The organism is Pantoea sp. sgz302252 (assembly GCF_047713085.1).
Lineage (GTDB): Bacteria > Pseudomonadota > Gammaproteobacteria > Enterobacterales > Enterobacteriaceae > Scandinavium.
On sequence record NZ_JBLFJW010000037.1, the window covers coordinates 1 to 26,162 of the forward strand.

General features: G+C 53.2%; 25 protein-coding genes, 5 tRNA genes and 1 other RNA gene. 26 read left to right on the forward strand and 5 right to left on the reverse strand.

Annotated features, from left to right (window positions below):
* Positions 1-827: 827 nt before the first annotated feature.
* From cydA to ACLW56_RS21580, 17 genes are all read left to right on the forward strand, one after another.
* Positions 828-2,396 (forward strand): cytochrome ubiquinol oxidase subunit I, encoded by a 1,569-nt coding sequence (gene cydA, locus ACLW56_RS21500; protein WP_330985740.1) that lies wholly within the window; start codon positions 828-830, stop codon positions 2,394-2,396.
* Positions 2,397-2,411: 15 nt separating this feature from the next.
* Positions 2,412-3,551, forward strand: a complete 1,140-nt coding sequence (cydB, locus tag ACLW56_RS21505; protein ID WP_330985741.1) for a cytochrome d ubiquinol oxidase subunit II — start codon at positions 2,412-2,414, stop codon at positions 3,549-3,551.
* Between the two features lie 14 nt (positions 3,552-3,565).
* On the forward strand, positions 3,566-3,673 hold the full coding sequence (cydX, locus tag ACLW56_RS21510; RefSeq protein ID WP_330985742.1) for a cytochrome bd-I oxidase subunit CydX: 108 nt from the start codon (positions 3,566-3,568) through the stop codon (positions 3,671-3,673).
* On the forward strand, positions 3,673-3,966 hold the full coding sequence (ybgE, locus tag ACLW56_RS21515) for a cyd operon protein YbgE (protein WP_330985743.1): 294 nt from the start codon (positions 3,673-3,675) through the stop codon (positions 3,964-3,966). The genes cydX and ybgE overlap by 1 nt, the downstream gene beginning before the upstream one ends.
* A gap of 150 nt (positions 3,967-4,116) precedes the next feature.
* A complete protein-coding gene (ybgC, locus tag ACLW56_RS21520; protein WP_330985744.1) occupies positions 4,117-4,521 on the forward strand; it encodes a tol-pal system-associated acyl-CoA thioesterase in 405 nt (134 codons plus the stop codon).
* Complete coding sequence (gene tolQ, locus ACLW56_RS21525; RefSeq protein WP_330985745.1) at positions 4,518-5,210, forward strand: Tol-Pal system protein TolQ; 693 nt, start codon at positions 4,518-4,520, stop codon at positions 5,208-5,210. Before ybgC ends, tolQ begins: the two co-directional genes overlap by 4 nt.
* 3 nt (positions 5,211-5,213) lie before the next feature.
* Positions 5,214-5,639, forward strand: a complete 426-nt coding sequence (gene tolR, locus ACLW56_RS21530) for a colicin uptake protein TolR (RefSeq protein WP_097164733.1) — start codon at positions 5,214-5,216, stop codon at positions 5,637-5,639.
* Between the two features lie 36 nt (positions 5,640-5,675).
* Positions 5,676-6,830, forward strand: coding sequence for a cell envelope integrity protein TolA (gene tolA, locus ACLW56_RS21535; RefSeq protein WP_330985747.1), 1,155 nt, complete (start codon positions 5,676-5,678; stop codon positions 6,828-6,830).
* 125 nt (positions 6,831-6,955) lie between these two features.
* A complete protein-coding gene (gene tolB / locus ACLW56_RS21540; protein WP_330985748.1) occupies positions 6,956-8,248 on the forward strand; it encodes a Tol-Pal system beta propeller repeat protein TolB in 1,293 nt (430 codons plus the stop codon).
* 34 nt (positions 8,249-8,282) lie between these two features.
* On the forward strand, positions 8,283-8,804 hold the full coding sequence (pal, locus tag ACLW56_RS21545; RefSeq protein WP_013367056.1) for a peptidoglycan-associated lipoprotein Pal: 522 nt from the start codon (positions 8,283-8,285) through the stop codon (positions 8,802-8,804).
* A 9-nt stretch (positions 8,805-8,813) separates the two neighbouring features.
* Complete coding sequence (cpoB, locus tag ACLW56_RS21550; protein ID WP_330985749.1) at positions 8,814-9,617, forward strand: cell division protein CpoB; 804 nt, start codon at positions 8,814-8,816, stop codon at positions 9,615-9,617.
* Between the two features lie 165 nt (positions 9,618-9,782).
* Positions 9,783-9,858, forward strand: a tRNA-Lys gene (locus ACLW56_RS21555).
* A gap of 140 nt (positions 9,859-9,998) precedes the next feature.
* A tRNA-Val gene (locus ACLW56_RS21560) sits at positions 9,999-10,074 on the forward strand.
* Positions 10,075-10,077: 3 nt separating this feature from the next.
* Positions 10,078-10,153 (forward strand) — tRNA-Lys (locus tag ACLW56_RS21565).
* A gap of 157 nt (positions 10,154-10,310) precedes the next feature.
* A tRNA-Lys gene (locus ACLW56_RS21570) sits at positions 10,311-10,386 on the forward strand.
* Between the two features lie 122 nt (positions 10,387-10,508).
* Positions 10,509-10,581 (forward strand) — tRNA-Lys (locus tag ACLW56_RS21575).
* A gap of 34 nt (positions 10,582-10,615) precedes the next feature.
* A non-coding RNA gene (locus ACLW56_RS21580) (RtT sRNA) lies at positions 10,616-10,752 on the forward strand.
* 236 nt (positions 10,753-10,988) lie between these two features.
* On the opposite strand, the gene ACLW56_RS21585 is transcribed toward ACLW56_RS21580, so the two are convergent.
* Entirely contained in the window at positions 10,989-12,209 is a 1,221-nt protein-coding gene (locus tag ACLW56_RS21585; protein WP_330985750.1) for an amino acid deaminase, read from the reverse strand.
* A 191-nt stretch (positions 12,210-12,400) separates the two neighbouring features.
* Here ACLW56_RS21585 and ACLW56_RS21590 point away from each other — a divergent pair, with 191 nt between their 5' ends.
* From ACLW56_RS21590 to ACLW56_RS21610, 5 genes are all read left to right on the forward strand, one after another.
* Positions 12,401-13,837: a D-aminoacylase gene (locus ACLW56_RS21590; RefSeq protein WP_330985751.1), complete on the forward strand. Its 1,437-nt coding sequence runs from the start codon at positions 12,401-12,403 to the stop codon at positions 13,835-13,837.
* 15 nt (positions 13,838-13,852) lie between these two features.
* Positions 13,853-14,248 (forward strand): RidA family protein, encoded by a 396-nt coding sequence (locus tag ACLW56_RS21595; RefSeq protein ID WP_330985752.1) that lies wholly within the window; start codon positions 13,853-13,855, stop codon positions 14,246-14,248.
* Positions 14,249-14,411: 163 nt separating this feature from the next.
* Entirely contained in the window at positions 14,412-15,899 is a 1,488-nt protein-coding gene (locus ACLW56_RS21600; protein ID WP_330985753.1) for a sodium:solute symporter family protein, read from the forward strand.
* A 7-nt stretch (positions 15,900-15,906) separates the two neighbouring features.
* Positions 15,907-16,779: a 2-dehydro-3-deoxygalactonokinase gene (locus ACLW56_RS21605; RefSeq protein ID WP_330985754.1), complete on the forward strand. Its 873-nt coding sequence runs from the start codon at positions 15,907-15,909 to the stop codon at positions 16,777-16,779.
* Entirely contained in the window at positions 16,766-17,371 is a 606-nt protein-coding gene (locus ACLW56_RS21610; protein WP_330985755.1) for a 2-dehydro-3-deoxy-6-phosphogalactonate aldolase, read from the forward strand. Before ACLW56_RS21605 ends, ACLW56_RS21610 begins: the two co-directional genes overlap by 14 nt.
* Here the strand turns inward: ACLW56_RS21610 and ACLW56_RS21615 are convergent.
* The gene (locus ACLW56_RS21615; RefSeq protein ID WP_330985756.1) at positions 17,368-18,231 is read right to left on the reverse strand and encodes a MurR/RpiR family transcriptional regulator; all 864 of its coding nucleotides are present in this window, start codon (positions 18,229-18,231) and stop codon (positions 17,368-17,370) included. The genes ACLW56_RS21610 and ACLW56_RS21615 overlap by 4 nt on opposite strands.
* Positions 18,232-18,428: 197 nt before the next feature.
* Here ACLW56_RS21615 and nadA point away from each other — a divergent pair, with 197 nt between their 5' ends.
* Complete coding sequence (gene nadA, locus ACLW56_RS21620; RefSeq protein ID WP_330985757.1) at positions 18,429-19,472, forward strand: quinolinate synthase NadA; 1,044 nt, start codon at positions 18,429-18,431, stop codon at positions 19,470-19,472.
* A 66-nt stretch (positions 19,473-19,538) separates the two neighbouring features.
* A complete protein-coding gene (gene pnuC / locus ACLW56_RS21625) occupies positions 19,539-20,258 on the forward strand; it encodes a nicotinamide riboside transporter PnuC (RefSeq protein ID WP_330985758.1) in 720 nt (239 codons plus the stop codon).
* Here pnuC and zitB read toward each other — a convergent pair.
* The gene (zitB, locus tag ACLW56_RS21630; protein WP_330985759.1) at positions 20,255-21,199 is read right to left on the reverse strand and encodes a CDF family zinc transporter ZitB; all 945 of its coding nucleotides are present in this window, start codon (positions 21,197-21,199) and stop codon (positions 20,255-20,257) included. The two genes, pnuC and zitB, sit on opposite strands and share 4 nt — an antisense overlap.
* A 110-nt stretch (positions 21,200-21,309) precedes the next feature.
* Positions 21,310-21,687 (reverse strand): YbgS-like family protein, encoded by a 378-nt coding sequence (locus ACLW56_RS21635; protein WP_330985760.1) that lies wholly within the window; start codon positions 21,685-21,687, stop codon positions 21,310-21,312.
* A 307-nt stretch (positions 21,688-21,994) separates the two neighbouring features.
* On the opposite strand from ACLW56_RS21635, the gene aroG reads away from it, so the two are divergent.
* Positions 21,995-23,047, forward strand: a complete 1,053-nt coding sequence (gene aroG, locus ACLW56_RS21640; RefSeq protein WP_330985761.1) for a 3-deoxy-7-phosphoheptulonate synthase AroG — start codon at positions 21,995-21,997, stop codon at positions 23,045-23,047.
* Positions 23,048-23,090: 43 nt separating this feature from the next.
* Here aroG and ACLW56_RS21645 read toward each other — a convergent pair whose 3' ends face one another.
* A complete protein-coding gene (locus ACLW56_RS21645) occupies positions 23,091-24,614 on the reverse strand; it encodes an MFS transporter (RefSeq protein WP_330985762.1) in 1,524 nt (507 codons plus the stop codon).
* Positions 24,615-24,831: 217 nt separating this feature from the next.
* On the opposite strand from ACLW56_RS21645, the gene ACLW56_RS21650 reads away from it, so the two are divergent.
* The gene (locus ACLW56_RS21650; protein WP_330985763.1) at positions 24,832-26,013 is read left to right on the forward strand and encodes an oligogalacturonate lyase family protein; all 1,182 of its coding nucleotides are present in this window, start codon (positions 24,832-24,834) and stop codon (positions 26,011-26,013) included.
* The last annotated feature ends 149 nt before the right edge of the window (positions 26,014-26,162 follow it).

Below are 26,162 nucleotides of genomic sequence, written 5' to 3' on the forward strand. Positions count from 1 at the left end.
TGCGGACCAGGTGGTCTTCAGGGACCAGTTCATCGAGGGTGATGGTTTCAAACTGGTACTGCTGCGGGGAGAGTTCTCTGAGCATGGCGGTCAGTCCATTAATTGTACTGACCCTATTAGATCAAAGTCCCGGCCTTTCGACCAGGACTTTGTCAGCAGTCTGAGGCCGCGCACTGCGCGGCCTTTTTGTTTTTGAGATAATCACGCTGCGGTGTTAATTATTAAATTCTTTACGGTGAATGAAATGTAATAAAAAGAAGCTATACTTAGCCGCCAGCTAAAAAAGATTTGTTTTCTGCTGTCTTTCTATTGCCTCGCGGTTCCTTGCCGTTTCGCTTGTGCCGTTAAATTTGAATCGCCTCACATCCAAATTCCCTCTTATTTGATAACCATCAACGTCATGGTGAAATCATTTTTTTAACATTGATTTTACTACGCACTATCAAGTGCATACACAATTAACATGTGATTGTAAAATTGATTTAAATCAAAATGTAATCCTTGGAAAAGGGTCATCAAAAGCGGTAAATTGTCGTCGATCAAAGTGGTCGAAAACTGGCATCTTAGCTATAAATTGATCAGCGTCGAAAAACGCAAAAATGGGTCAAGAAAAACCTGTTTATTGTAAGGATTTTACGGCGTAATATATTGACGGGATCAATTTGGGTTTTTTATTAACGTATTTGCAACCTTTGCTCAGGGTCTTTTTCACATAGTGAGGAACGCCGTGAAGCGGGAAGCAAATCATTTTGTATTGGGGCATGTGTGTGAATCCTTTCTAACGGGAATCACTCTCGGAGTCTTCATGCGATGAGCAAGGAGTCATGATGTTAGATATAGTCGAACTGTCGCGCTTACAGTTTGCCTTGACCGCGATGTACCACTTCCTTTTTGTGCCACTGACGCTCGGTATGGCGTTCCTGCTGGCCATCATGGAAACGGTTTACGTCCTTTCCGGCAAACAGATTTATAAAGATATGACCAAGTTCTGGGGCAAGTTGTTTGGTATCAACTTCGCTCTGGGTGTGGCAACCGGCCTGACCATGGAGTTCCAGTTCGGGACTAACTGGTCTTACTATTCCCACTACGTGGGCGATATCTTCGGTGCGCCGCTGGCCATTGAAGGGCTGATGGCCTTCTTCCTCGAATCCACCTTTGTAGGTCTGTTCTTCTTCGGTTGGGATCGTCTCGGTAAAGTTCAGCATATGGCGGTGACCTGGCTTGTGGCATTAGGGTCTAACCTGTCCGCGCTGTGGATCCTCGTCGCTAACGGCTGGATGCAAAACCCCGTCGCCTCTGACTTCAACTTCGAAACCATGCGCATGGAAATGGTGAGCTTCTCCGAGCTTATCCTGAACCCGGTTGCTCAGGTGAAATTCGTTCACACTGTCGCTTCTGGCTATGTGACTGGTGCGATGTTCATCCTGGGTATCAGCTCCTACTACATGCTGCGTAATCGTGATTTTGCTTTTGCTAAACGCTCCTTTGCGATTGCGGCAAGCTTCGGTATGGCGGCAATCCTCTCTGTTATCGTGCTGGGTGATGAATCCGGTTATGAAATGGGCGATGTGCAGAAAACCAAACTGGCTGCCATCGAAGCTGAGTGGGAAACTCAGCCTGCGCCTGCCGCGTTTACGCTGTTCGGTATTCCGGATCAGGATGCAGAGAAAAACCACCTTCAGATTCAAATTCCTTACGCGTTGGGCATCATTGCCACCCGTTCGGTCGATACGCCGGTTATCGGTCTGAAAGACCTGATGGCTCAGCATGAAGATCGTATCCGTAACGGGATGAAAGCGTACACACTGCTGGAAGAGCTGCGTTCAGGCTCAACCGATCAGTCCGTGCGTGACGAATTCAACAGCGTGAAGAAAGACCTGGGCTACGGTCTGCTGCTCAAGCGCTATACCCCGAACGTCTCTGACGCCACGGAAGCGCAAATCCAGCAGGCAACCAAAGACTCCATTCCTCGCGTTGCACCGCTGTACTTCGCGTTCCGTATCATGGTGGCGTGCGGCATCCTGATGCTGGGTATTATCGCGGCCTGTTTCTGGACGGTGATTCGTAACCGTATCGGCAGCAAAAAATGGCTGCTGCGCGCCTGTCTGTACGGGATCCCGCTGCCGTGGATTGCCGTGGAATCGGGCTGGTTTGTTGCTGAATATGGCCGCCAACCGTGGGCGATTGGTGAGGTGTTACCCACCGCTGTCGCGAACTCTTCGCTGACAGCCGGTGACCTGATCTTCTCGATGGTGCTGATTTGCGGCCTGTACACCGTGTTCCTGGTGGCTGAATTGTTCCTGATGTTCAAATTTGCGCGTCTGGGACCAAGCAGTCTGAAAACCGGTCGTTACCACTATGAGCAGACCCCAGCGTCTACTCAGCCGGCACGCTAAGACAGGAGTCGTCAAATGTTCGATTATGAAGTATTGCGTTTTATCTGGTGGCTGCTGGTTGGCATTCTGCTGATCGGTTTTGCGGTCGCCGACGGGTTTGACATGGGGGTGGGCATGCTCACCCGTTTCCTCGGTCGTAACGACACCGAGCGTCGAATCATGATTAACTCCATCGCCCCACACTGGGACGGTAACCAGGTATGGCTTATCACCGCGGGTGGCGCACTGTTCGCTGCCTGGCCGATGGTGTATGCCGCTGCGTTCTCCGGCTTCTATGTGGCGATGATCCTGGTGCTGGCGTCTTTGTTCTTCCGTCCGGTTGGTTTTGACTACCGTTCTAAGATTGAAGACACCCGCTGGCGTAACCTGTGGGACTGGGGCATCTTTGTCGGGAGCTTTGTGCCGCCGCTGGTTATCGGCGTGGCCTTCGGTAACCTGCTGCAGGGTGTCCCGTTCCATGTGGATGAGTATCTGCGTCTGTACTACACCGGTAACTTCTTCCAACTGCTGAATCCGTTTGGTCTGCTGGCGGGTATTGTCAGTGCGGCAATGATCCTGACTCAGGGCGCAACCTATCTGCAAATGCGTACTGTGGGTGAACTGCACCTGCGTACTCGTGCGGTCTCTCAGGTTGCCGCGCTGGTCACTCTGGTGTGCTTCGCACTGGCAGGCGTTTGGGTTTACTACGGCATTGACGGTTATGTGGTGAAATCCGTACTGGATCATCACGCAGCGTCCAACCCACTGACCAAAGAAGTGGCGCGTGAAGCGGGTGCATGGATGGTGAACTTTAACAACATGCCAGCTCTGTGGGCGATTCCTGCTCTGGGTGTGATTCTGCCACTGCTGACTGTTGTGACGTCTCGTGCGGATAAGGGCGCCTGGGCGTTCCTGTTCTCCTCACTGACGCTGGCGTGCATCATCCTGACTGCCGGGATTGCGATGTTCCCGTTCATCATGCCGTCCAGCACTATGCTGAATGCGAGCCTGACGATGTGGGATGCGACATCTAGTCAGTTGACGCTGAACGTCATGACCTACGCGGCGATGGTGTTCGTGCCGATTATCCTGCTGTACACCACCTGGTGTTACTGGAAGATGTTCGGGCGTATCACCAAAGAAGATATCGAACGCAACACCCATTCTCTGTACTGAGTAAGGAGCAACGTATGTGGTACTTCGCATGGATTCTGGGGACGCTTCTGGCCTGTGCATTTGGTGTCATCACCGCGCTGGCGCTGGAGCATGTTGAGTCCGGACAGCAAGAAGATCATTAATGACTAAAATTATCGCAACGTTATATGCGGTAATGGACAAGGGCCCTTTAAGGGCCCTTTCCTTACTGATGGCATTAGTGCTGGCGGGGTGTATCTTCTGGGATCCCTCACGCTTTGCGGCCAAAACCAGTGCGCTTGAAATCTGGCACGGTTTTCTCATCATGTGGGCGGTTTGCGCTGGCGTGATCCACGGCGTGGGTTTTCGTCCGAAAGCGGTGCACTGGCAGGGGATTTTTTGCCCGCTGTTGGCAGACCTTGTTCTCCTCGCCGGGCTGATTTTCTTTTACGCCTGATTCAGAAACATCCGTTAATCGCTATGGGCTTGTACAAGCCCATAAAAATTTACTCTCCGTTTACTTTCTCCCATTCCAAACCAGCATTCCCGCGCGTATAGTAGCGAAGTTTGAAAGCCCTAAATATTTTTTGCATTACCGGGATGTAAAGTGAATACAACGCTGTTTCGATGGCCGGTTCGTGTCTATTACGAAGACACCGATGCCGGTGGTGTGGTTTACCACGCCAGCTACGTCGCTTTCTATGAAAGAGCACGCACTGAGATGCTGCGCCACCATCACTTTAGCCAGCAAGTCCTGCTGGCTGAACGCGTTGCCTTCGTGGTACGCAAGATGACGCTGGAGTATTTTGCCCCCGCCAGACTCGACGATATGCTCGAAGTCCAAACGGAAATTACAGCGATGCGTGGCACCTCTCTGGTTTTTACGCAGCGGATTGTCAACGCAGAAAATACAGTACTCAACGAAGCTGAAGTCCTGATTGTCTGTGTTGATCCACTCATAATGAAGCCTCGTGCGCTTCCCAAGTCTATTGTCGCGGAGTTTAAGCAGTGACTGACATGAATATCCTTGATTTGTTCCTGAAGGCTGGCCTTCTGGTTAAACTTATCATGTTGATCTTGATTGGTTTTTCTATCGCTTCCTGGGCCATCATTATCCAGCGAACGCGTATCCTCAATGCGGCTGGCCGCGAAGCTGAAGCGTTCGAAGACAAGTTCTGGTCCGGCATTGAACTGTCTCGTCTGTATCAGGAAAGCCAGGGGCGTCGCGATAATCTCACGGGGTCAGAGCAGATCTTCTACAGCGGCTTTAAAGAGTTCGCTCGACTGCACCGTGCCAACAGCCATGCGCCGGAAGCGATTGTGGAAGGGGCGTCGCGTGCGATGCGTATCTCCATGAACCGCGAACTGGAAAACCTCGAAAACCACATTCCTTTCCTCGGTACCGTAGGGTCCATCAGCCCTTATATCGGTCTGTTTGGTACGGTGTGGGGGATCATGCACGCCTTTATCGCGCTCGGCGCGGTAAAAGTGGCCACGCTGCAGATGGTTGCTCCGGGTATCGCCGAAGCGCTGATCGCCACCGCGATTGGTCTGTTTGCCGCCATTCCAGCCGTTATGGCGTATAACCGCCTGAACCAGCGCGTGAACAAACTGGAACTGAATTACGACAACTTTATGGAAGAGTTCACCGCGATCCTGCACCGTCAGGCGTTTACCACCAGCGAAAGCAACAAGGGGTAAGCCATGGCCAGACGTGGACGCGGACGTCGCGAACTGAAGTCCGAAATTAACATCGTTCCGCTGCTGGATGTGTTGCTGGTGCTGCTGCTGATCTTTATGGCGACAGCGCCGATCATTTCGCAGAGCGTGGATGTGAATCTGCCTGATGCAACCGAATCGCAGGCCGTCAGCACCAACGACGATCCGCCGGTTATCGTGGAAGTCTCTGGCGTCGGCCAGTACAGCGTCAATGTGGGTCCGGACAAGATGCCACAGTTGCCGCCAGAGCAGGTGGTGGCGGAAGCTCAGCGCCGTCTGCAGGCGAATCCGAAAACGATCTTCCTGATCGGTGGCGCAAAAGACGTGCCGTACGATGAAATTATTAAAGCGCTAAACCTGTTGCACAGCGCAGGCGTGAAATCCGTGGGTTTAATGACCCAGCCGATTTGACCTGGCTAACAGGCTAACAGTTTTTGGGAACCGAGTGTGTTAAAGGCAACCGAACAAAACGACAAGCTTAAACGCGCGATCATCATCTCGGTCGTACTGCATATCATCCTGATAGCAATACTGATTTGGGGTTCGTTCGATGAGCACATTGACGTATCGGCAGGCGGCGGTGGAGGGTCCTCCATTGACGCTGTGATGGTCGATCCGGGTGCTGTCGTGCAGAACTACAACCGTCAGCAAAATCAGCAGGCGAGTGCTCGCCGGGCTGAAGAGCAGCGTGAGAAGCAAGCTCAACAGCAAGCGGAAGAGATGCGTGAGAAACAGGCTGCTGAGCAGGAACGTCTGAAGCAGCTTGAACAGGACCGTTTGAAGGCGCAGGAAGCGGCCGCCAAGCAAGCTGATGCGCAGAAACAGGCAGAAGAAGCCGCGAAGCAAGCGCAACAGCAGCAGAAGCAAGCCGAAGAAGCGGCTGTGAAAGCGGCTGCCCTGGCGAAAGCGAAAGCTGACGAACGGGCTAAAGTGGCTGCTGAAGCCGCGAAGAAAGCGGCTGCTGATGCGCAGAAGAAAGCCGAAGCGGAAGCTGCGAAGAAAGCTCAGCAGGATGCAGAGAAAAAAGCGCAGCAAGAAGCCGAGAAGAAAGCCGCTGCGGATGCTGCGAAAAAAGCCGCCGCTGCTGAGAAGGCTGCCGCGGCCAAAGCTGCTGCTGATAAAGCTGCCGCCGATAAAGCGGCTGCGGACAAAGCAGCGGCTAAAAAGGCCGCTGCTGCGAAGAAAGCGGCGGAAGCCAAAGAAGCTTCAGGTGTTGACGATCTGCTGGGCGATCTTAGCTCTGGTAAGAATGCACCGAAATCCGGCGGTGGGGCGAAAGGAACGGGTACACCGTCGAAAGACAGTGGTACAAGTGGTGCAAATGGTGGGGCAACCGGGGCTGATATCAGCTCTTATGTAAGCCAAATCAGTAAAGCTATTCAAAGCCGCCTTTACGATTCAAGCCTTTATGCAGGGCAGAAATGTGATTTACACGTTACGCTTGCACCTGATGGCAGGTTATTGAATATCACGCCTGCGGGTGGTGATCCTGCACTTTGCCAGGCTGCAATAACGGCGGCTAAAACGGCGACTATGCCTAAACCGCCGAGCCAGGCTGTTTATGAAAAAGTGAAAGATGCAACCTTGGTCTTCAAACTGTAATTTTCCACTTTTGAAGTCCGTAGTTGGCTCAGATGCGTCACAGGGTTTTGGTAGTTTTGTGTATTTGAGTTTGTTAACATTCTGCTAAATTATCGTGGGCTTTCCGCCTGGATAAGGGAGAAATGATGAAGCAGGCATTAAAAGTAGCATTTGGTTTTCTGATGCTGTGGGCAACCGTGTTGCACGCAGAAGTACGTATCGAGATCACCCAAGGGGTCGACTCGGCACGCCCAATCGGCGTTGCGCCGTTTAAATGGGCGGGCCCGGGCGCGGCACCTGAAGATGTCGGTGGCATTGTGGCGGCTGACTTGCGCAACAGTGGTAAATTCAACCCGCTTGATCGCTCTCGTCTGCCACAGCAGCCGGGTTCCGCTCAGGAAGTTCAGCCAGCGGCCTGGTCTGCGCTCGGTATTGATGCCGTTGTCGTTGGGCAGGTAACGCCTAACCCAGACGGTTCCTACACCGTAGCTTATCAGCTGGTCGATACTGGCGGTGCGCCAGGTACCGTTCTGGCTCAGAACTCTTACAAAGTGAACAAGCAGTGGCTGCGTTACGCTGGCCACACCGCGAGTGACGAAGTGTTCGAGAAGCTGACCGGGATTAAAGGGGCTTTCCGTACCCGTATCGCCTACGTGGTTCAGACCAATGGCGGTCAGTTCCCGTATGAACTGCGCGTGTCTGACTACGACGGTTACAACCAGTTCGTTGTTCACCGTTCACCACAGCCGCTGATGTCTCCGGCCTGGTCTCCAGACGGGTCTAAACTGGCTTACGTCACCTTCGAAAGCGGTCGTTCTGCACTGGTTGTACAGACGCTGGCAAATGGCGCTGTTCGCCAGATTGCTTCCTTCCCGCAGCACAACGGTGCACCGGCGTTTTCTCCGGACGGGACCAAACTGGCGTTCGCGCTGTCGAAAACCGGTAGCCTGAATCTGTACGTGATGGATCTGGGTTCTGGTCAGATTCAGCAGGTGACCAACGGTCGCAGCAACAACACCGAACCAAGCTGGTTCCCGGACAGCCAGACCCTGGCCTTTACCTCTGACCAGGCGGGTCGTCCACAGATTTATAAAGTCGGCATTAACGGCGGTACTCCACAACGTATTACCTGGGAAGGTTCTCAGAACCAGGACGTTGACGTGAGTTCTGACGGCAAATTTATGGTAATGGTGAGCTCGGCCGGCGGCCAGCAACACATTGCTAAACAAGATCTGGCAGCGGGTGGCGTACAGGTTCTGTCGTCAACGTTCCTGGATGAAACGCCAAGTCTGGCACCGAACGGCACAATGGTTATCTACAGCTCTTCTCAGGGGATGGGATCTGTGCTGAATCTGGTTTCTACGGATGGGCGTTTCAAAGCGCGTCTTCCGGCAACTGATGGACAGGTAAAATCACCTGCCTGGTCGCCGTATCTGTAATAATAATTAATTGAATATTATAGGAATCAAAGAAATGCAACTGAACAAAGTGCTGAAAGGACTGATGATCGCTCTGCCAGTTATGGCTATCGCGGCGTGTTCTTCCAACAAGAATGCCAGCAACGATCAGAGCGGTGAAGGCATGATGGGTGCCGGCACTGGTATGGATGCTAACGGAAACGGCAACATGTCTTCCGAAGAGCAAGCTCGTCTGCAGATGCAGCAGCTGCAGCAGAACAACATCGTTTACTTCGATCTCGACAAGTACGATATCCGTTCTGACTTCGCTGCCATGCTGGACGCGCACGCTAACTTCCTGCGTAGCAACCCGTCTTACAAAGTCACCGTAGAAGGTCATGCTGACGAACGTGGTACTCCTGAGTACAACATCGCCCTGGGCGAACGTCGTGCTAACGCCGTTAAAATGTACCTGCAGGGTAAAGGCGTTTCTGCTGACCAGATCTCCATCGTTTCTTACGGTAAAGAAAAACCTGCAGTACTGGGTCACGACGAAGCGGCTTACTCCAAAAACCGTCGTGCCGTACTGGTTTACTAAGAGAATTGCATGAGCAGTAACTTCAGACATCATTTGTTGAGTCTGTCGTTACTGGTTGGCATAGCGGCCCCCTGGGCCGCTTTTGCTCAGGCGCCAATCAGTAGTGTCGGCTCTGGCTCGGTCGAAGACCGTGTCACTCAACTCGAGCGTATTTCTAACGCTCACAGTCAGCTTTTAACCCAACTTCAGCAGCAACTTCAGGACAACCAGGCCGATATCGATGCCCTGCGTGGTCAAATCCAGGAAAGCCAATACCAGCTTAATCAGGCAGTTGAACGCCAGAAGCAGATCCAAACGCAGTTGGATGGTATGAGCACTGGTGGAAGTGCAGCAGCACAACCCGCAGCGGGTGATCAGAGCGGGGCGGCCGCAGCGGCTACCGCAGCCCCTGCTGCTGGCGCTGCTGGCGCTGCCGCAACAGGTGCGCCTGTTCAAAGCGGTGATGCCAATACGGATTACAACGCGGCCATTGCGCTGGTGAAAGATGCCTCGCGCCAGGATGACGCTATCGCTGCGTTTCAAAACTTCATCAAAAAATACCCTGATTCGACTTATCAGCCGAACGCTAATTACTGGCTCGGTCAGTTGAATTACAACAAGGGTAAAAAAGATGATGCGGCGTATTATTTTGCCTCTGTGGTGAAAAATTACCCGAAATCACCGAAAGCGGCGGATGCGATGTTTAAAGTCGGCGTGATCATGCAGGACAAAGGTGACACCGCGAAAGCCAAAGCGGTTTACCAACAGGTTGTGACCAAATATCCTGGCACCGAAGGTGCAAAACAGGCGCAAAAACGTCTGAATGGTCTCTGATGCTTATGGCATGACCTGAAATCGTCCTATTTCTGGTCATGCCGCATGAATCATAAGCAGTTAGCGCTTCTTCTTCGAAATTTTTGTTGCGCTCAATTCTGAAACCAGTAATATATGCCGCCGTTGCCAAGGGATATCAAACATCCTGAAAGCCGCGGAAATAGTGGGTCGTTAGCTCAGTTGGTAGAGCAGTTGACTTTTAATCAATTGGTCGCAGGTTCGAATCCTGCACGACCCACCACTAATGAGTAAGGTGGTACGGTAGTAAAACGTGAAGGATAACGTTGCTTTAGCAACGGCCCGTAGGGCGAGACTTTAGTCGAGTCATCCTGCACGACCCACCACTAACTTCAGTTAGTAAGCAGTATCCAGCGCAGTATCGGGTGATTAGCTCAGCTGGGAGAGCACCTCCCTTACAAGGAGGGGGTCGGCGGTTCGATCCCGTCATCACCCACCACTCGGGTCGTTAGCTCAGTTGGTAGAGCAGTTGACTTTTAATCAATTGGTCGCAGGTTCGAATCCTGCACGACCCACCAATTTTAACGTTGAACTCAGACGTTAAGCGTGAAGGATAACGTTGCTTTAGCAACGGCCCGAAGGGCGAGACTTTAGACGAGTCATCCTGCACGACCCACCAATTTTAAATTGGTAACCGAGTATCTGGCAGTAAATCTTCGAAGTCACTACCCGAATGGGTCGTTAGCTCAGTTGGTAGAGCAGTTGACTTTTAATCAATTGGTCGCAGGTTCGAATCCTGCACGACCCACCACTATTTTGGTGGACCAAGATTGTGAAACGTGAAGGATAACGTTGCTTAAGCAACGGCCCGAAGGGCGAGACTTTAGTCGAGTCATCCTGCACGACCCACCACTTCGAAGAAATCCCCATAAGGGGTCGTTAGCTCAGTTGGTAGAGCAGTTGACTTTTAATCAATTGGTCGCAGGTTCGAATCCTGCACGACCCACTAATGTAGAAAGGCGCCCTAAAGGCGCCTTTTTGCTATGTCCGATTCGTGAAGGGTGAGAACCTGCTGCAGGTTCGACAAAATCGTCGGGAACGATTTTGCATCACCGCTGGCGGTGACCCGAAGGGCGAGTCTCAGGATGAGACGAGTGATATCCTGCACGACCCACCAATGTAGAAAGGCGCCCTAAAGGCGCTTTTTTGCTATCTGCAGATATCCTGCACGACCCACCAATGTAAAAAAGCGCTCTAAGGGTAACACCGTTAGTTTAAGACCGAGATATCCGGGGCGACCACCGGGTTTGGCGTCCCTCCGGGAACCAAATCCCGGTGTTTCCCCTAATTCATTGGCTTAAGTGAATGGCGTTAGCCCTAAAGGCGCTTTTTGCAATCCACGTCTCAACGCTATCAAAACAACGTCTCAAGCTCTTCCATCACGTTGTATTCATCATCTGTGAGCAGCAACGCTTTCCATTTGTCGAAGGTCAGGCAAGGGTGCGAGGTGCCGAACACCAGAATATCGCCCACCTGAACATCACTCCCTGGAGCGAGCTTCAGCATGCAGTGCTGATCCATAATGCCGGTGCTGGTAATGGCACCGGGTTCCAACGTCAGCGGTTTGCCAGCACGATAATGCGCCGTTGGCTGAGGAAGACCCGCATCGAACGCACAATCGCGTTTCCCAAAATTCACGATGGCACGATCGTTTTCAGGCACCGACTGCACGAGAGCCACCAGTTCCAGTGCTGAGGTTAAGTCTCCACCCAGATCACAGGCGACGGAGTCACGAGCCATCAGCTCTTGCTGGGCGACATTGTAAATCCCTTCATCGTGCGTGATGTAGCAACCCGGACGGATAACTATCCGGCACTGGGCTGGCTTGCGTGCTGCCAGCCAGATATTGCAGACCACGTCATACCAGACCGTTCCTGCGCCGGTAAGGATAAACTCGCCTTCAACAAAAGGCTCAAGTTCACAGGCCAGCTCTGCGGCTTTGCGCAGCAGTTGCTCAACCTGTGGCTGAGGGTTATCACCGTGCAGAACGCCCTCATAAAGCTCCAGACCACGCAAATGCAGCCCAGGCAACTCATTGATGTGTTTAGCCAGTTCAAGCGCTTGTGAAGCATTACGGCAGCCACAGCGACCACCAGGTACGCCCAGCTCAACCATCACGTCCAGACTTTGCCCCTGTTGGTGGAAAAATGCGCTCAATGTGGCGGCATTGCTCAGGCTATCCACGCAACACAGGTAATCAACATCTGGATACTGATTTTTGAGTCGGGAAACCGTCAGCATATTGGCTTTCCCAACCAGTTGATTCACCATCAGCACTCGCTTCACACCGCTGACCATGGCTGCCGCGGCTTGCCAGGCGCTGCCCACGCCAATTCCCCATGCGCCCGCTTTCTGCTGAGCCTGGAAAATCCAGGGCGTCATGGTGGTTTTCCCGTGTGGGGCGAGTGACACTCCGCGGCTGTCGGCGTAACGCTGCATCCAGGCTATGTTATTTTCCAGCGCTGATTTTTTGATGATTGCCGCTGGCAGGCAAACGTCTTCTTGCAGCACATTCGCCTGCGGAGAAAGCAGGGCAGATTTATGGGGGATAAGGACTTCGCTCTGGTATTTCATATCTCATTCCTTCTGCGTTATCGGTTTTCTGTATCGTAATTATTTTGCTGATAAATAAGGTTATTTTGTTTTTATTGCTTTGTTTGTGAATAAAAGTACCACTAATTAATCCTATTTCTGTGTGCTTTTCCACTGTTTTCTTGCCTCAGGAAGGATACAGTGGCAACAGAACAGAAAGGGAGTGTGGTGTCATGAAGCTCGACTGGCTTTTCAAAAATGTAACGGTAATCGACGGCAGCGGCGGCCCGGAGTATCGCGCTGATGTCGCGGTTAGCGGCGAACGTATTGTCGATATTGCGCCTGCTATTCACGCTGCGGCCGAGCAGGTTGTCGAAGGTAACGGGCTGGTGCTCGCGCCTGGGTTTATTGATGTGCACACGCATGACGATTTGAACGTCATCCGCATCCCTGAATATCTGCCAAAAATTAGCCAGGGGATAACCACGGTGATTGTGGGGAACTGCGGCATTTCGGCGGCTACGGCGACGATGAAAGGGGAGGTTCCGGACCCGATGAATCTGTTGGGTGAACAGGCCCAGTTTATCTATCCGACCGTCAACGCTTACGCGGATGCGATTGAAACAGCGCAGCCTTGCATCAATGTCGGGACGCTTATCGGGCACACGGCGTTACGTAACAATCATATGGACGACCTCTTCCGCACGGCGACGGATAGCGAAATCATGGCCATGCGTGAACAACTGCGTCTGGCGCTGAGTCAGGGTGCACTTGGTATGAGCACTGGGCTTGCCTACGCCAGTGCGTTCCAGTCTTCCACCGAAGAAGTGATGGCCCTGGCAGAAGAACTGGCAGGCAGTGGCGCGGTTTATACCACCCACTTGCGTTCAGAATTTGAACCCATCCTGGATGCGCTGGATGAAGCTTTTCGTATTGGCCGCCATGGCAAAGTGCCTGTCGTTGTCTCGCATCACAAATGCGCAGGGGCGAAAAACTGGGGGCGCACCAAAGAAACCCTGGCCTTTATCGATAAGATGCGCCAGCACCAGGAGATCGCCTGCGACTGCTACCCTTATTCGGCGAGCTCCTCGACGCTGGATTTAAAACAGGTCACCGATGAGTTTGATATCGTGATCACCTGGTCTGAGTCTCGCCCTGAACAGGCCGGAAAAACGCTGAAAGAGATTGCCGAACACTGGCAGGTCACGCTGCACGAAGCGGCAAAACAGTTGATGCCAGCGGGCGCAATTTACTACAACATGGATGAACAGGATGTGCGCCGGGTGATGCAGTATCCGGTCACAATGATTGGCTCCGACGGTTTACCGAACGACCCAATGCCGCATCCGCGTCTGTGGGGCGCATTCCCTCGCGTGCTGGGTCATTACAGTCGCGATGAAAAGCTGTTCCCGCTGACGACGGCTATCCACAAAATGACGGGGTTGTCCGCCGCACGCTTTGGTCTTGCCGGACGTGGGCAGATAAAAACGGGTAACTTTGCCGATCTGGTGTTGTTCAACCCCGAGACGGTGCGTGATGTCGCGAGTTTTAGCGATCCAAAACGGCCTGCACAAGGCATTGAAGCGGTGATGGTGAATGGCGTCATGAGCTATCGCCCTGAGCAAAAAATTATCGGAAGAGCAGGGCGATTCCTGCGCCGACAGCCTTAAAAAGAAGGAGAAAGTATGAGCATTAAACGTTATGGCACCGAAGGCGGTACCGGCACAGGAGGCCAGCACCTGCCATTTTCACGCGCGGTAGAAGCGGGCGGCTGGCTGTATGTCTCCGGTCAGACACCCATGACCAACGGTGAAGTGGTTGAAGGGGGGATCGTCGATCAATCCCGTCTCGCTATCCAGAACTGTGTCGATATCATGACCGAAGCGGGCTATACCCTGGCGGATGTGGTGCATGTCAAAGTTATCCTGACTGACGCCCGCTATTTCCAGTCTTTCAATAAAGTCTTCCGTGAATTCTTCGGCGATCATCCTCCGGCACGTATCTGCTGTGTGGCTGACCTGGTCGTGGATTGCAAAGTGGAAGTTGACGTGACGTGCTATAACGCCGCACGGAATAAGTAAGAAATAAGCCCTTCGTCAGAAGGGCTAATACTGATAATAAAAGCAGTAACGTTTAAAACTATAAATTGAATCCATTCTCTGGAACCTGTTTATTCAGGTGCCAGTCTTGTCAACACCCTCATGTTTTTTTAAGAACATGACTTACTGTACCTGGACGAGAGCTATGAATAATTTATCCTTTTTAATCTGGTTTGCGATATATGCTTGCGCGATGATTGCCCTCGGCTGGTATGTTTCGCGTAACCAAAAGAACGGCGACGATTTTCTTTTAGGCGGGCGTTCACTGCCAATGATCCTGACGTTGGGTTCCACCGTGGGCACCATGGTCGGAACAGGCTCCAGCGTGGGTGCCGTCGGTTTCGGTTACACCAACGGCTGGGCGGGCATGTTATATGGCCTGGGCGGGGCGGTCGGCATTTTGCTGGTGGCCTGGTTATTTGCGCCAGTACGCAAAATGCGTTTTATGACCATGAGCGAGGAAATATCGTATTACACTGGCGGCAGTAAGATAATTAAGAACCTGGTGGCGATATTAATTTTCATTGCTTCCATTGGTTGGCTTGGGGCACATATATTAGGCGGCGGGCTATATCTCGCGTGGGCCAGTGGTATCGATATTAATACGGCAAAAATTATTATTGCCCTGGCATTTATTGTTTATGTCGGCATCGGCGGTTATTCCGCGGTGGTATGGATTGATACTATTCAGTCGATTGTCCTGTTCGCCGGTTTCATCATTATGGCGGTGTTAGCTGTTCATCATGCAGGCGGCTGGACCGAAATAAAACACACGGTAGACCCTGCAGCACAAAGTCTTTTTGCCGTCGATAAGTTGGGTGTTCTACCCGCGCTTTCACTGGCCTTTGTGATTTGCGTTGGGGTACTGGCGACGCCGTCTTACCGCCAGCGAATTTACTCGGCAAAAACGGTGTCCTCCGTTCGTCAGTCATTCACTATCACCGGCGTGCTGTATCTGATGTTCTCATTCCTGCCTGCGATTATCGGCATGGCAGTGTGGACGATGAACTCGCACCTTGAAAACAGTGGGTTTGCCTTCCTGTTCGCGACGCAAGTCCTGCCGCCGGTTCTGGCGATGGCCGTCCTGATTGCCGGGATGTCCGCCAACATGTCTTCGGGAAGCTCTGATGCGATTGCTGCGGTGTCTATCATGCTGCGAGACCTCTACACCCTGATAACCGGACACATGCCTGCGCCGGAAAAAGCAATCAAGATGTCGCGCATTTTCCTGGTGCTGGTGATTGCGCTGGCGCTGGTCTTTGCGCTGACCTCCAACGACATCATCAGCTACATCACCAAAATGATCTCGATGATCATGTCAGGCATGTTCATCTGCTCCATGCTCGGCCGCTTCTGGACTCGCTTCAACTGGCAAGGGGCGCTGGCCTCGCTGCTCGGCGGGGCGGTGGCTTCCATGGTGGTATTGATGGACAGCAGTTGGCTCGCCTTCTGGGGTAACCCTTGTATTCCTTCGGTCCTGACAAGCCTGATCGGCGGCGTGGTGGTGACTCTGGTTACGCCAGCTCCGCGCATGAGCCGTGAAGCGGCGCTGGAAATGATTACCCGTGAGCGTGAAAGTCAGCCTGAAGCGCCGCAGGTAGCCGTGGGCATCCGTAAAGTGTCAGAGAGTTGAGGGCGTGATGGAGAACTGGATTGCCGTTGACTGGGGCTCCACGCACCTTCGGGCGTGGCACTGGCAGAACGATGTTTGTGTGAATCAGTTGCAGATTGCCGCAGGTATTTCTCAGCTCAACGGGCGTACGCCGGAAGAAGTCTTCCGGCAGCACATCGCCCCGTGGCGTAAAGAAAACAGTGTTCCGGTCTTTATGGCCGGAATGATCGGCAGCGATGCGGGCTGGCAAGTGGCTCCTTATCTGCCCTGTCCGATAACGACCCATCAATTGGGCAGCCAATTGACAGAAGTGGCGGGGCAGGTCTGGATTGTGCCGGGGCTTAAAGTCCAGCAAAACGGCGAGTGTAACGTGATGCGCGGCGAAGAAACTCAGCTGGCGGGCGCGATGGCGATGTCACCCGCTGATGTGTATGTGATGCCGGGAACTCACAGTAAATGGGTGAGTGTCGATGGCGAGCGTATACAACATTTCTCTACTGTGATGACCGGTGAGCTTTTCCATTTGCTGCTTAACCAGTCGCTGATAGGCAAAGGGCTGCCTGAACAGCAAGCGGACGACGAAGCCTTCCAGCGTGGCCTCAAGCGAGGGATCACAACCCCTTCGCCAGTTGCTTCATTGTTTAGCGCTCGCGCTGCACGTGTTCTGGGTGAGTTAGCCCCCACTTCGGTGGCGGACTATCTCTCCGGGTTGCTGATAGGCGCTGAAGTGGCGGAAATGTATCCGCAACACACTCAGCCCCGAGTCACTTTGGTTGGCGGTTCCTCGCTGAATGCGCGCTACCTTCGGGCCTTTGACGCACTCGGCGTTCAGGCGAATTGCTGCGAGGGCGATGACGCTTTTCTGCAAGGAATAAGGAGTATTTTTCATGGCCGATACTAAACTGGTCGCCATTCTTCGTGGCATAACGCCTGCTGAAGCGGGAGCCCACACCGCCGCGCTGATTGAGGCTGGGTTTCGCTATATCGAGATTCCGCTGAACTCGCCTGACTGGCAGCAAAGCATTCCGGCTCTGGTGAGTGAGTACGGACATCAGGCGATGATTGGCGCAGGTACCGTCCTCAACGTTGAGCAGGTGGATATTCTGGCCGAAGCCGGAGCGAAGTTGGTGGTCACTCCGAATACACAACCTGCGGTGATTCGTCAGGCGGTGGATAAAGGCATGTTGGTTTGTGCCGGGTGCGCTACCGCAACCGAAGCGTTTAGCGCGCTGGATGCGGGGGCTCAATGGCTCAAAATCTTCCCGTCTTCCGCTTTTGGCCCGGCGTATATTCAGGCGCTAAAAGCGGTATTGCCTGCCTCGGTGCCGGTGCTGGCTGTCGGGGGGATCACTCCTGAAAATCTTTCGGAGTACTTGCGGGCAGGATGCGCAGGCGCAGGGCTTGGCAGCGACTTATACCGGCCAGGGCAGGCTGTCTCACGAACCGCAGAACAGGCGGCTCGCTATCTGGCGGCGTTTGCGCAAGCGGTTTAATCGCCCAACGGCTGGCGATCAATGCCTCCACGCAGGTTATGCAAAGAGAGTTTAATACGGCGCAGGCGGTCTTTAGCCTGCGCTTTATTGGCCATCGCAAGCTCCGTCGCAAGCACATCAATCATTGCCAGCATCGCATAGCGCGAGGTGCTTGGCTTAAAGATATAGTCGTTTTCAGTGACCACCAACGGCAGCACCAAATCGGCCTGTTTCGCCAGCGGCGTGTCTTCTGGGGTAATGGCGATGACTTTCGCACCGTACTGCCTGGCGATGGCTGCACTGTCTGTCACTTCAGGCGTATAACCGCCGAGCGACAACGCAATCACCACATCCTGTGGCGCGACCGCAGAACACATCATCCGCACCAGCAAACCGTCATTCTGGCTGGCAACCGGCAACCCTAAACGGAAAAGACGGTACTGCAGTTCCTGAGCGCATATCGTCGACCCACCGCCCATGCCAATCGCCAGAATTTGTCGTGACTGGGTTAACCAGCCCACCGCTTTTTGCAGCGAGTCAGGATCAAGCGCACGACGGTTCGTTTCCAGCACGCTGATAATCGACTCATAAATTCCCTGAACACCTTCCAGATCCGGCACATCCAGAATAAAGCGTTGCCCGACCGCGAGGGACTGCGCCAGCTTCACTTTCAAATCACGCACATCTTTGCAGCCCAGCGTTCGGGCAAAACGCGTCACCGAAGCCTGGCTGGTATTGGTCTGACGGGCGAGTTCGGCAATGGGTAATTCTGCCGCCGCGGCGACATCATCCAGAATGAACTGCGCAATGCGTTTTTCAGTGGCGGTGAGCGCCACAAATTGTTCGGTGATACAGGAGATGATATCGATGGTGTACGCCATGGCAGCAAGTATCGTCAGTCGTTAAATGTTGATACTTTGTACCACAAAAAAGCCTGATTGGCACAGACGGAAAATCTGCACGACTTTTCGGCAGCAATTCGCTATCTTGTTTAGCATATAAAACACCACTGTCTGATTAACGCGATTCAGGCCATTAAATCGACAGTTTTGTTAAGCCAGTAAAACGAGAAGCCATGATGAGCGTAATGTTTGATCCTGAAACCGCAATTTATCCTTTTCCGCCTAAGCCAGCGCCGTTGAGCGCTGAAGAAAAACAGTTCTATCGCGCGAAAATTAAGCGATTGCTAAAAGAGCGTAATGCGGTGATGGTTGCCCATTACTACACCGACCCCGAAATCCAGCAACTGGCGGAAGAAACCGGCGGCTGTATCTCAGATTCTCTGGAGATGGCGCGCTTCGGTGCCCGCCATGAAGCGACGACGCTGCTGGTGGCTGGCGTGCGTTTTATGGGCGAAACCGCGAAGATCCTCAGCCCGGAAAAAACCATCCTGATGCCCACGCTCAACGCCGAGTGTTCACTGGATCTCGGCTGTCCCATCGACGAATTTAATAAGTTCTGTGATGCGCACCCGGATCGCACGGTCGTGGTGTATGCCAACACGTCGGCTGCGGTAAAAGCACGCGCCGACTGGGTGGTCACTTCAAGTATTGCCGTGGAGCTTATCGAGCATCTCGACAGCCTGGGTGAAAAGATCATCTGGGCGCCGGATCGTCACTTAGGCCGCTATGTGCAAAAGCAGACGGGCGCAGATGTGCTGTGCTGGCAGGGCGCGTGTATCGTGCACGATGAATTCAAAACTCAGGCACTGGCTCGGATGAAAGCGCTTTATCCGCAAGCTGCCATTCTGGTGCATCCGGAATCGCCACAGTCAATTGTGGAGATGGCGCATGCGGTGGGCTCGACCAGTCAACTGATTGCGGCGGCGAAAACACTGCCCAACCAGCAGCTTATCGTGGCGACCGATCGCGGTATTTTCTACAAAATGCAGCAGGCCGTGCCGGAAAAAGAGCTGCTGGAAGCACCGACGGCTGGCGAAGGTGCCACTTGTCGCAGCTGCGCGCACTGTCCGTGGATGGCGATGAACGGGCTGAAGGCGATTGCGGATGGCCTGGAGCACGGCGGGGCAGAACATGAGATCCATGTTGATGCGGCGCTGCGAGAGGGCGCATTGTTGCCTTTGAACCGCATGCTGGATTTTGCGGCTACACTTCGCTCATAACTATCGGATCATAACCACGGCCCTAACCCGTTGTTAACTTTATGACGTCACGTCTGCGGAGATAAAATGGATTTCTTTAGCACGCAAAATATTCTGGTTCATATTCCCCTTGGCGCAGGGGGATACGATCTCTCATGGATTGAAGCCGTGGGCACGATTGCCGGTCTGCTGTGTATCTGGCTTGCCAGCCTCGAAAAAATCAGCAACTACGCCTTCGGTCTGATCAATGTCACGCTGTTTGCGATAATCTTTTTCCAGATCCAACTGTATGCCAGCCTGCTGCTGCAACTCTTCTTCTTTGCCGCGAATATCTACGGCTGGTATGCCTGGTCGCGACAAACCAGTCAGAACGAAGCAGAACTGCAAATTCGCTGGCTACCGTTGCGCAAAGCGCTCGCCTGGCTTGCGGTGTGCGTGGTGGCGATTGGCCTGATGACCGTGTTTATCAATCCTGTGTTTGGCTTCCTCACCCGCGTGGCGGTCACGATAATGCAGGGCCTTGGCCTGAAGGTGTCGATGCCGGAATTGCAGCCTGACGCGTTCCCGTTCTGGGATTCCTGCATGATGGTGCTGTCGATTGTGGCGATGATCCTGATGACCCGTAAATACGTTGAAAACTGGCTGCTGTGGGTGGTTATCAATGTGATAAGCGTGGTGATTTTTGCGCTGCAGGGCGTATATGCGATGTCGCTGGAGTACTTGCTGCTGACCTTTATCGCGCTGAATGGCAGCCGGATGTGGATAAACAGCGCGCGTGAACGAGGCTCGCGCGCGCTTTCCAGCTAGTGGTGATGATGATGGCCGTGCCCGGACTGCACTTCGTTGAGATGGCATTCCGGGCCGCTGCACGGCTGATATTCCATCTGAATCGTGGCGTGCGCTATCTGGTAGTGATGCTCCAGATAGTGCTGAATTTTTTCCAGCAAAGCATCGTGGTCGTGAGGCGGGATCACGTGCACATGCAGCGTCATGATGGGTTTCTCGCCCACCTGCCAGACGTGAACGTGGTGAACATCCCGCACCTCGGGGATTTCACGACGCAGCCCGCGTTTAAGGGCTGAAATATCCAGTGAACGGGGCGCGCCCTCCAGCAACTCATTCACGCTCTCCTTCAGCAATTGCCACGCACTCTTAAGCACCAGGCAGGAAACCAGCACCGAAAGAATCGGGTCAATCGGCGTCCAGCCGGTGGTCAGGATCACAATGGCCGCGACAATTGCGCCTACGGAACCCAGTAAATCCCCAAGCACATGTAGCGCGGCGGCGCGAACGTTCAGGTTTTTCTCTTCACTGCCACGATGCAAAATCCAGAATGAGAGAATATTCGCCAGCAAACCTGCGACAGCAATCACCATCATGGTAGCGCCGGCAATCGGCTGCGGGTCACGGAAGCGCTGCACGGCTTCCCAGACAATCAGGATAGTAATCAACACCAGTGCGATGGCATTGACGAAAGCGGCAAGCGTCGTCAGACGAAGCCAGCCAAAAGTGTGGCGGGCATTGGGCGGGCGTTTAGCAAAATGCACCGCCATCAGTGCAAACAACAACGCAGCGGCATCAGTGAGCATATGCCCGGCGTCGGCTAACAGCGCCAGAGAGCCGGATATCAGGCCACCAACAACCTCCAGCAGCATAAACCCGGCAGTAATGATAAACGCCAGCAGCAGGCGGCGTGCGTTGCCGTCATCGGGTTGCTGGGGCGAAGAGTGAGAATGCGAATGCGCCATATGCAGGACCTGCTTTTTTTAATTAGTGCATGACATGATTGCAGATCTTTGGCTTTTGCGCATAAAAAAAGGAGAGCCAGGCTCTCCTAGGTGATGACATCAGGGACGGATTACTGGGTCGTACCGTCCGTTTTGGTATTGACGTCATTATTCATCCCATCCCCGGTTTCAACTTTTTTGTTGATGTCCGGGCATTTGCCGTCTTTGCACATGGTGTTCTTATGGATTTCGTCCTTACTCATGTGCTGCGTGTCGCTGGTGGTGCCGTTCGGATGCAGCATGGTGCCGTTGGACGAGCTGTTCACATTGCTGTTATCGACACCGTTTGGCGCGACATTTTGATGAGCATCAGGGGCGTGCTGGCCCGCATCGGCAGCGGAATTTGCCTGGCCATTATTGTCTGAGGCCGTGTCTGCCGCGAAGGCAGCGCCACTCATCATCGACAGGGTCGCAGTCAGGATCAGTGTTGCCAGTGTGTTGTTTTTCATGGGGATGCTCCTGTTATGGTTGTTAAGTCGGATAACGTCTTCCAACAGTGCATTTCGCTGATGGGTGGATAAAAACTCCACCGCAAGGATTTAAGTTAGCGCGTAATCTCGCTAAACATTTAAAAGTCAGCATTTACCTTTAAAAAGTGTAGCGGCGATCTCAGTTATCGCTACTTTCTGGCGTTTTTAAGGTGATTTCCAGGAATTATCCGGCTCAAGTGTAAAACCCGTTTTACACTTCTGACCTGGCGAGATAGATTGAAGGGATTGCACTCAATCGACTAAGTATGGCAACGCTGGAAAGATCATGAATTATCAGAACGACGATTTACGTATTAAAGAGATCAACGAGTTATTACCCCCTGTAGCGCTCCTTGAAAAATTCCCCGCCACTGAAAACGCCGCCAACACGGTGTCGCATGCCCGCAAAGCGATCCACAAGATCCTTAAAGGCAGCGACGATCGTCTGCTGGTGGTGATTGGCCCGTGCTCCATTCATGATCCTGTTGCGGCGAAGGAATACGCCAACCGCTTGCTGGCATTGCGTGAAGAGCTGAAAGGCGAGCTGGAAATCGTCATGCGCGTCTATTTTGAAAAACCGCGTACAACCGTGGGCTGGAAAGGGCTGATTAACGATCCGCACATGGATAACAGCTTCCAGATTAACGACGGTCTGCGCATTGCCCGTAAGCTGCTGCTCGACATTAACGACAGCGGCCTGCCTGCGGCGGGGGAATTCCTCGACATGATCACCCCGCAGTACATGGCAGACCTGATGAGCTGGGGCGCAATTGGTGCGCGCACCACCGAATCTCAGGTTCACCGTGAACTGGCTTCTGGCCTTTCATGCCCGGTAGGTTTCAAAAATGGGACAGACGGCACCATCAAAGTGGCTATCGATGCCATTAATGCTGCTGGCGCGCCGCATTGCTTCCTGTCTGTGACCAAATGGGGCCACTCTGCCATCGTGAACACCAGCGGCAACGGCGACTGCCATATCATTCTGCGCGGCGGTAAAGAACCGAACTACAGTGCGCATCACGTGGCGATGGTCAAAGAAGGGCTGCACAAAGCGGGCCTGCCGTCGCAGGTTATGATCGACTTCAGCCACGCCAACTCCAGCAAGCAGTTCAAAAAGCAGATGGACGTGGCGACGGACGTAGCAGGACAAATCGCGGGTGGCGAAAAAGCCATCATCGGGGTGATGATTGAAAGCCATCTGGTGGAAGGCAATCAGAATCTCGAAAGCGGTGAACCGCTGACTTACGGTAAGAGCATTACCGACGCCTGCATTGGCTGGGACGACACCGATGCGGTGCTGCGCCAGCTGGCGAAAGCGGTGAAAGCTCGCCGCGGTTAATCGCCGCAGTCTGGCCCGTACGGGCCAGACTTTCTTCTCGACTTCAGCGGGCGATAGCCAGTTCGCGCTGACCGTGATGACATCCCCAGCACTCTTCATAGGGGTGCCCCACCAACTCTTCAATCACCCGTCTTACTTCTGCAGGAATATCCTCCTTTCTGCCACCCGCTTTGATTCTGGCAACCTCACCGAGCACAATCAGGTGGTTTTTCCTGTTCAGCTTCATTTGGCTGCTGAAGACCATGGCGGCAATGGCAAGCAGGACAACCCCCACACAGAACACGCAGGCAATGGCGTTGACGGCACTGGCTGGTTGAACAAGCGCTTTGGACTGAAAGCCATAAAAGCTGAGGATCGCTCCCATCGCAAACACGATAGTTGAGCGCAGCAATTTTCCGGCAAAGGTCATTGCTCCGGCATAGACCCCTTCGCGTCGCCGTCCGGTATAAACCTCGTCAATATCTGCCAGGAAGGTATAAACCGTCCACGGAATGTAATACACGCCACCAGTACCGATACCGAACACCACAGTAATGCCGAACATCATGATAGTGGCAATATGGGCAGGCAGATGGAAAAACCACAGCCCGGTGTACATCAGCGTGGCCACGATCACCACCGCCAGGGCGACAATGTACGGTTTACTGAACCCTTTTTTGACACAGATACCGATGAACAGGGCGGTAGAAAATAGCTGCAAGATCGAATTCAGGCTATTTAATCCGGCGACCATCGCCGGGTCGTGCTGTAAAACGAAGATAACAAAATAGGTAAATATTGAGGCGAAAAGCCATTCGGCCCCAAAGCCGCACAAATACATACCCAGATGTTTGCGAAATACCCGTAAATAAAACGTGGAACGCATATCACTGAGTAAAGCCAGCATCGCGGGTAACAGCCCCGTTTTAGTTGAAGCTGTATTTTCCTCTTCAGTCGAATGCTCAGCAGGGCGCTCCCAACTGAAATGCCAGAGGCAGGCAATGGCGATAACCAGAATCGCGCCATAGGTTAATCCTGTCAGGAAAAAGGGCGTCGCAGACTCTTTGCCGTACAGCAAAATGAATTGCCCGGGAATAAACGCGGCGAGAAAATTCGCCAGCTTGCCAAAAATGGCTTTGTATCCGGTCAATTTTGAACGCTGGGAAAAATCGTCCGTCATCTCGGTCGCCAGTGTCTCGTAAGAAACCATCACCGAGGTATAGATAATTTCGAACATCACGTAGGTGCACAGGTAATAAGCAAAGCCCAGCCCATCAACCCACAGCAGCGGATAGAACAGCATCAGCGGGATGCCCAACAGCAGGAAAAAGCGGCGGCGGCCAAAGCGTCTTCCCAGCCGTGTTTTATTGAAGTTGTCGGTGATATATCCCATCAACGGATTGCTGATCGCATCAATGATACTGGCGACGGAAAAGATAAAAGAAGCCTCAATCAGCGTCAGCCCGCAGAAGGTGGTGTAGAAATAAAGCAGCCATGCGCCACTGATGGCCAACGCCCCGCTACCGAGCAGGTTCCCACCGCCATAAGCAAGCTGATGTCTGAGAGAGATTGTTTTTTCATTGCGCATTGCATACTATCCCTGCATTGTTGTGAAATGGTGTTTTAATTTTATAGGTCTTGTGTTTTATGCTTGTTACTGGCGCAGGGAAAATTGATCTCATTCACAGAAACCCTTATTCACAAGAATATTTTTCGGGAGTGTGGATGAACTCACATAATGTTGTTCGTGAGCAGAAATCCTGATATTCGAGGTTCGGAAAGCACAACGTACGGCGGGGAAAAAAATGGCTAAAGGTTCAGAAGTTCAATTACATTTCCAGACTGTGACTGATCCACACACCGGGGCAAGAGTGACGCGCCTGACGCCACCCGATGTACTTTGTCACCGGAATTATTTCTACCAAAAATGTTTCACTCAGGATGGCCGTCAATTACTTTTTGCCGGTGAGTTCGACGGCCATCGTAACTATTACCTGCTGGATTTAGCCACGCAAAAAGCCGTGCAACTGACGGAAGGGGCAGGGGACAACACCTTTGGCGGATTTCTGTCGCCGGATGACCGTGCTCTGTTTTATGTCAAAAACGATCGCACCCTGCAGCGGGTCTCGCTGGACACGCTAGCTGAAACAACGGTCTATCAGGTGCCGGAAGATAAGGTGGGTTACGGCACGTGGGTGGCGAACAGCCGCTGTAGCAAACTGGTGGGTATTGAGATTGCCAGAGAGGACTGGGTGCCGCTCAACGACTGGAAAATTTTCCACGATTTCTACCACAAAGGCCCGCGCTGTCGACTGCTTCGCGTCGATTTAGCCAGCGGAGAAACGGCGGTCATCGTCGAGGATAATCAGTGGCTCGGGCATCCCATTTATCGCCCGTTCGATGATTCAACGGTGGCCTTTTGTCACGAAGGTCCGCATGACCTGGTGGACGCGAGAATGTGGCTGGTGAAGGAAGACGGGAGCGAGCTGCGCAAAGTGAAGAGCCATGCGCCAGGCGAGAGCTGTACCCATGAATTCTGGACGCCGGATGGCTCTGCGCTGCTGTATGTGTCCTACCTGAAAGGTCAGGCCGAGCGCCATATTCGCCGCTACGATCCCGAGACCCAGCAGGACATCATGCTGATGACCATGCCAGCCTGCTCGCATTTAATGAGCAATAACGACGGCACGCTGCTGGTGGGGGATGGTTCCGGCACGCCGGTGGACGTGGAAGATTCGGCCAGCCATCGCATTGAAAACGATCCGTTTCTCTATCTGTTCGATACCCAAAGTCGTCGCCATATCGCGCTTGCGGCACACAACAGCTCGTGGCGGGTACTCAACGGTGACAGGCAGGTGACGCACCCGCATCCCTCCTTTTCGCCGGATGAACGGCAGGTTCTGTTCACCTCGGATGGCGAAGGTCAGCCCGCGCTGTATCTGGCTACGGTTTCAGATGACCTTCGTCAGTCTCTGCGCAGGGTATAACCGGTTGATCTGCCGGGCGGCGCTTCGCTTGCACCGGCCTACGATCTGCATCGGACTGTGATGCCGGGCGGCGCTTCGCTTGCACCGGCCTACGATCTGCATCGGACTGTGATGCCGGGCGGCGCTTCGCTTGCACCGGCCTACGATCT

Excerpts from the sequence above, each read along its gene's own strand:
- ACLW56_RS21600 (WP_330985753.1), top strand. The coding sequence starts at position 14,412 with ATGAATAATTTATCCTTTTTAATCTGGTTTGCGATATATGCTTGCGCG.
- ACLW56_RS21615 (WP_330985756.1), bottom strand. The coding sequence starts at position 18,231 with ATGGCGTACACCATCGATATCATCTCCTGTATCACCGAACAATTTGTG.
- ACLW56_RS21590 (WP_330985751.1), top strand. The coding sequence starts at position 12,401 with ATGAAGCTCGACTGGCTTTTCAAAAATGTAACGGTAATCGACGGCAGC.
- ACLW56_RS21595 (WP_330985752.1), top strand. The coding sequence starts at position 13,853 with ATGAGCATTAAACGTTATGGCACCGAAGGCGGTACCGGCACAGGAGGC.
- ACLW56_RS21610 (WP_330985755.1), top strand. The coding sequence starts at position 16,766 with ATGGCCGATACTAAACTGGTCGCCATTCTTCGTGGCATAACGCCTGCT.
- tolB (WP_330985748.1), top strand. The coding sequence starts at position 6,956 with ATGAAGCAGGCATTAAAAGTAGCATTTGGTTTTCTGATGCTGTGGGCA.
- zitB (WP_330985759.1), bottom strand. The coding sequence starts at position 21,199 with ATGGCGCATTCGCATTCTCACTCTTCGCCCCAGCAACCCGATGACGGC.
- ACLW56_RS21605 (WP_330985754.1), top strand. The coding sequence starts at position 15,907 with ATGGAGAACTGGATTGCCGTTGACTGGGGCTCCACGCACCTTCGGGCG.
- cpoB (WP_330985749.1), top strand. The coding sequence starts at position 8,814 with ATGAGCAGTAACTTCAGACATCATTTGTTGAGTCTGTCGTTACTGGTT.
- aroG (WP_330985761.1), top strand. The coding sequence starts at position 21,995 with ATGAATTATCAGAACGACGATTTACGTATTAAAGAGATCAACGAGTTA.
- cydB (WP_330985741.1), top strand. The coding sequence starts at position 2,412 with ATGTTCGATTATGAAGTATTGCGTTTTATCTGGTGGCTGCTGGTTGGC.
- ACLW56_RS21645 (WP_330985762.1), bottom strand. The coding sequence starts at position 24,614 with ATGCGCAATGAAAAAACAATCTCTCTCAGACATCAGCTTGCTTATGGC.
- ACLW56_RS21650 (WP_330985763.1), top strand. The coding sequence starts at position 24,832 with ATGGCTAAAGGTTCAGAAGTTCAATTACATTTCCAGACTGTGACTGAT.
- cydA (WP_330985740.1), top strand. The coding sequence starts at position 828 with ATGTTAGATATAGTCGAACTGTCGCGCTTACAGTTTGCCTTGACCGCG.
- pal (WP_013367056.1), top strand. The coding sequence starts at position 8,283 with ATGCAACTGAACAAAGTGCTGAAAGGACTGATGATCGCTCTGCCAGTT.
- ACLW56_RS21635 (WP_330985760.1), bottom strand. The coding sequence starts at position 21,687 with ATGAAAAACAACACACTGGCAACACTGATCCTGACTGCGACCCTGTCG.
- pnuC (WP_330985758.1), top strand. The coding sequence starts at position 19,539 with ATGGATTTCTTTAGCACGCAAAATATTCTGGTTCATATTCCCCTTGGC.
- cydX (WP_330985742.1), top strand. The coding sequence starts at position 3,566 with ATGTGGTACTTCGCATGGATTCTGGGGACGCTTCTGGCCTGTGCATTT.
- nadA (WP_330985757.1), top strand. The coding sequence starts at position 18,429 with ATGAGCGTAATGTTTGATCCTGAAACCGCAATTTATCCTTTTCCGCCT.
- tolR (WP_097164733.1), top strand. The coding sequence starts at position 5,214 with ATGGCCAGACGTGGACGCGGACGTCGCGAACTGAAGTCCGAAATTAAC.
- ybgE (WP_330985743.1), top strand. The coding sequence starts at position 3,673 with ATGACTAAAATTATCGCAACGTTATATGCGGTAATGGACAAGGGCCCT.
- ACLW56_RS21585 (WP_330985750.1), bottom strand. The coding sequence starts at position 12,209 with ATGAAATACCAGAGCGAAGTCCTTATCCCCCATAAATCTGCCCTGCTT.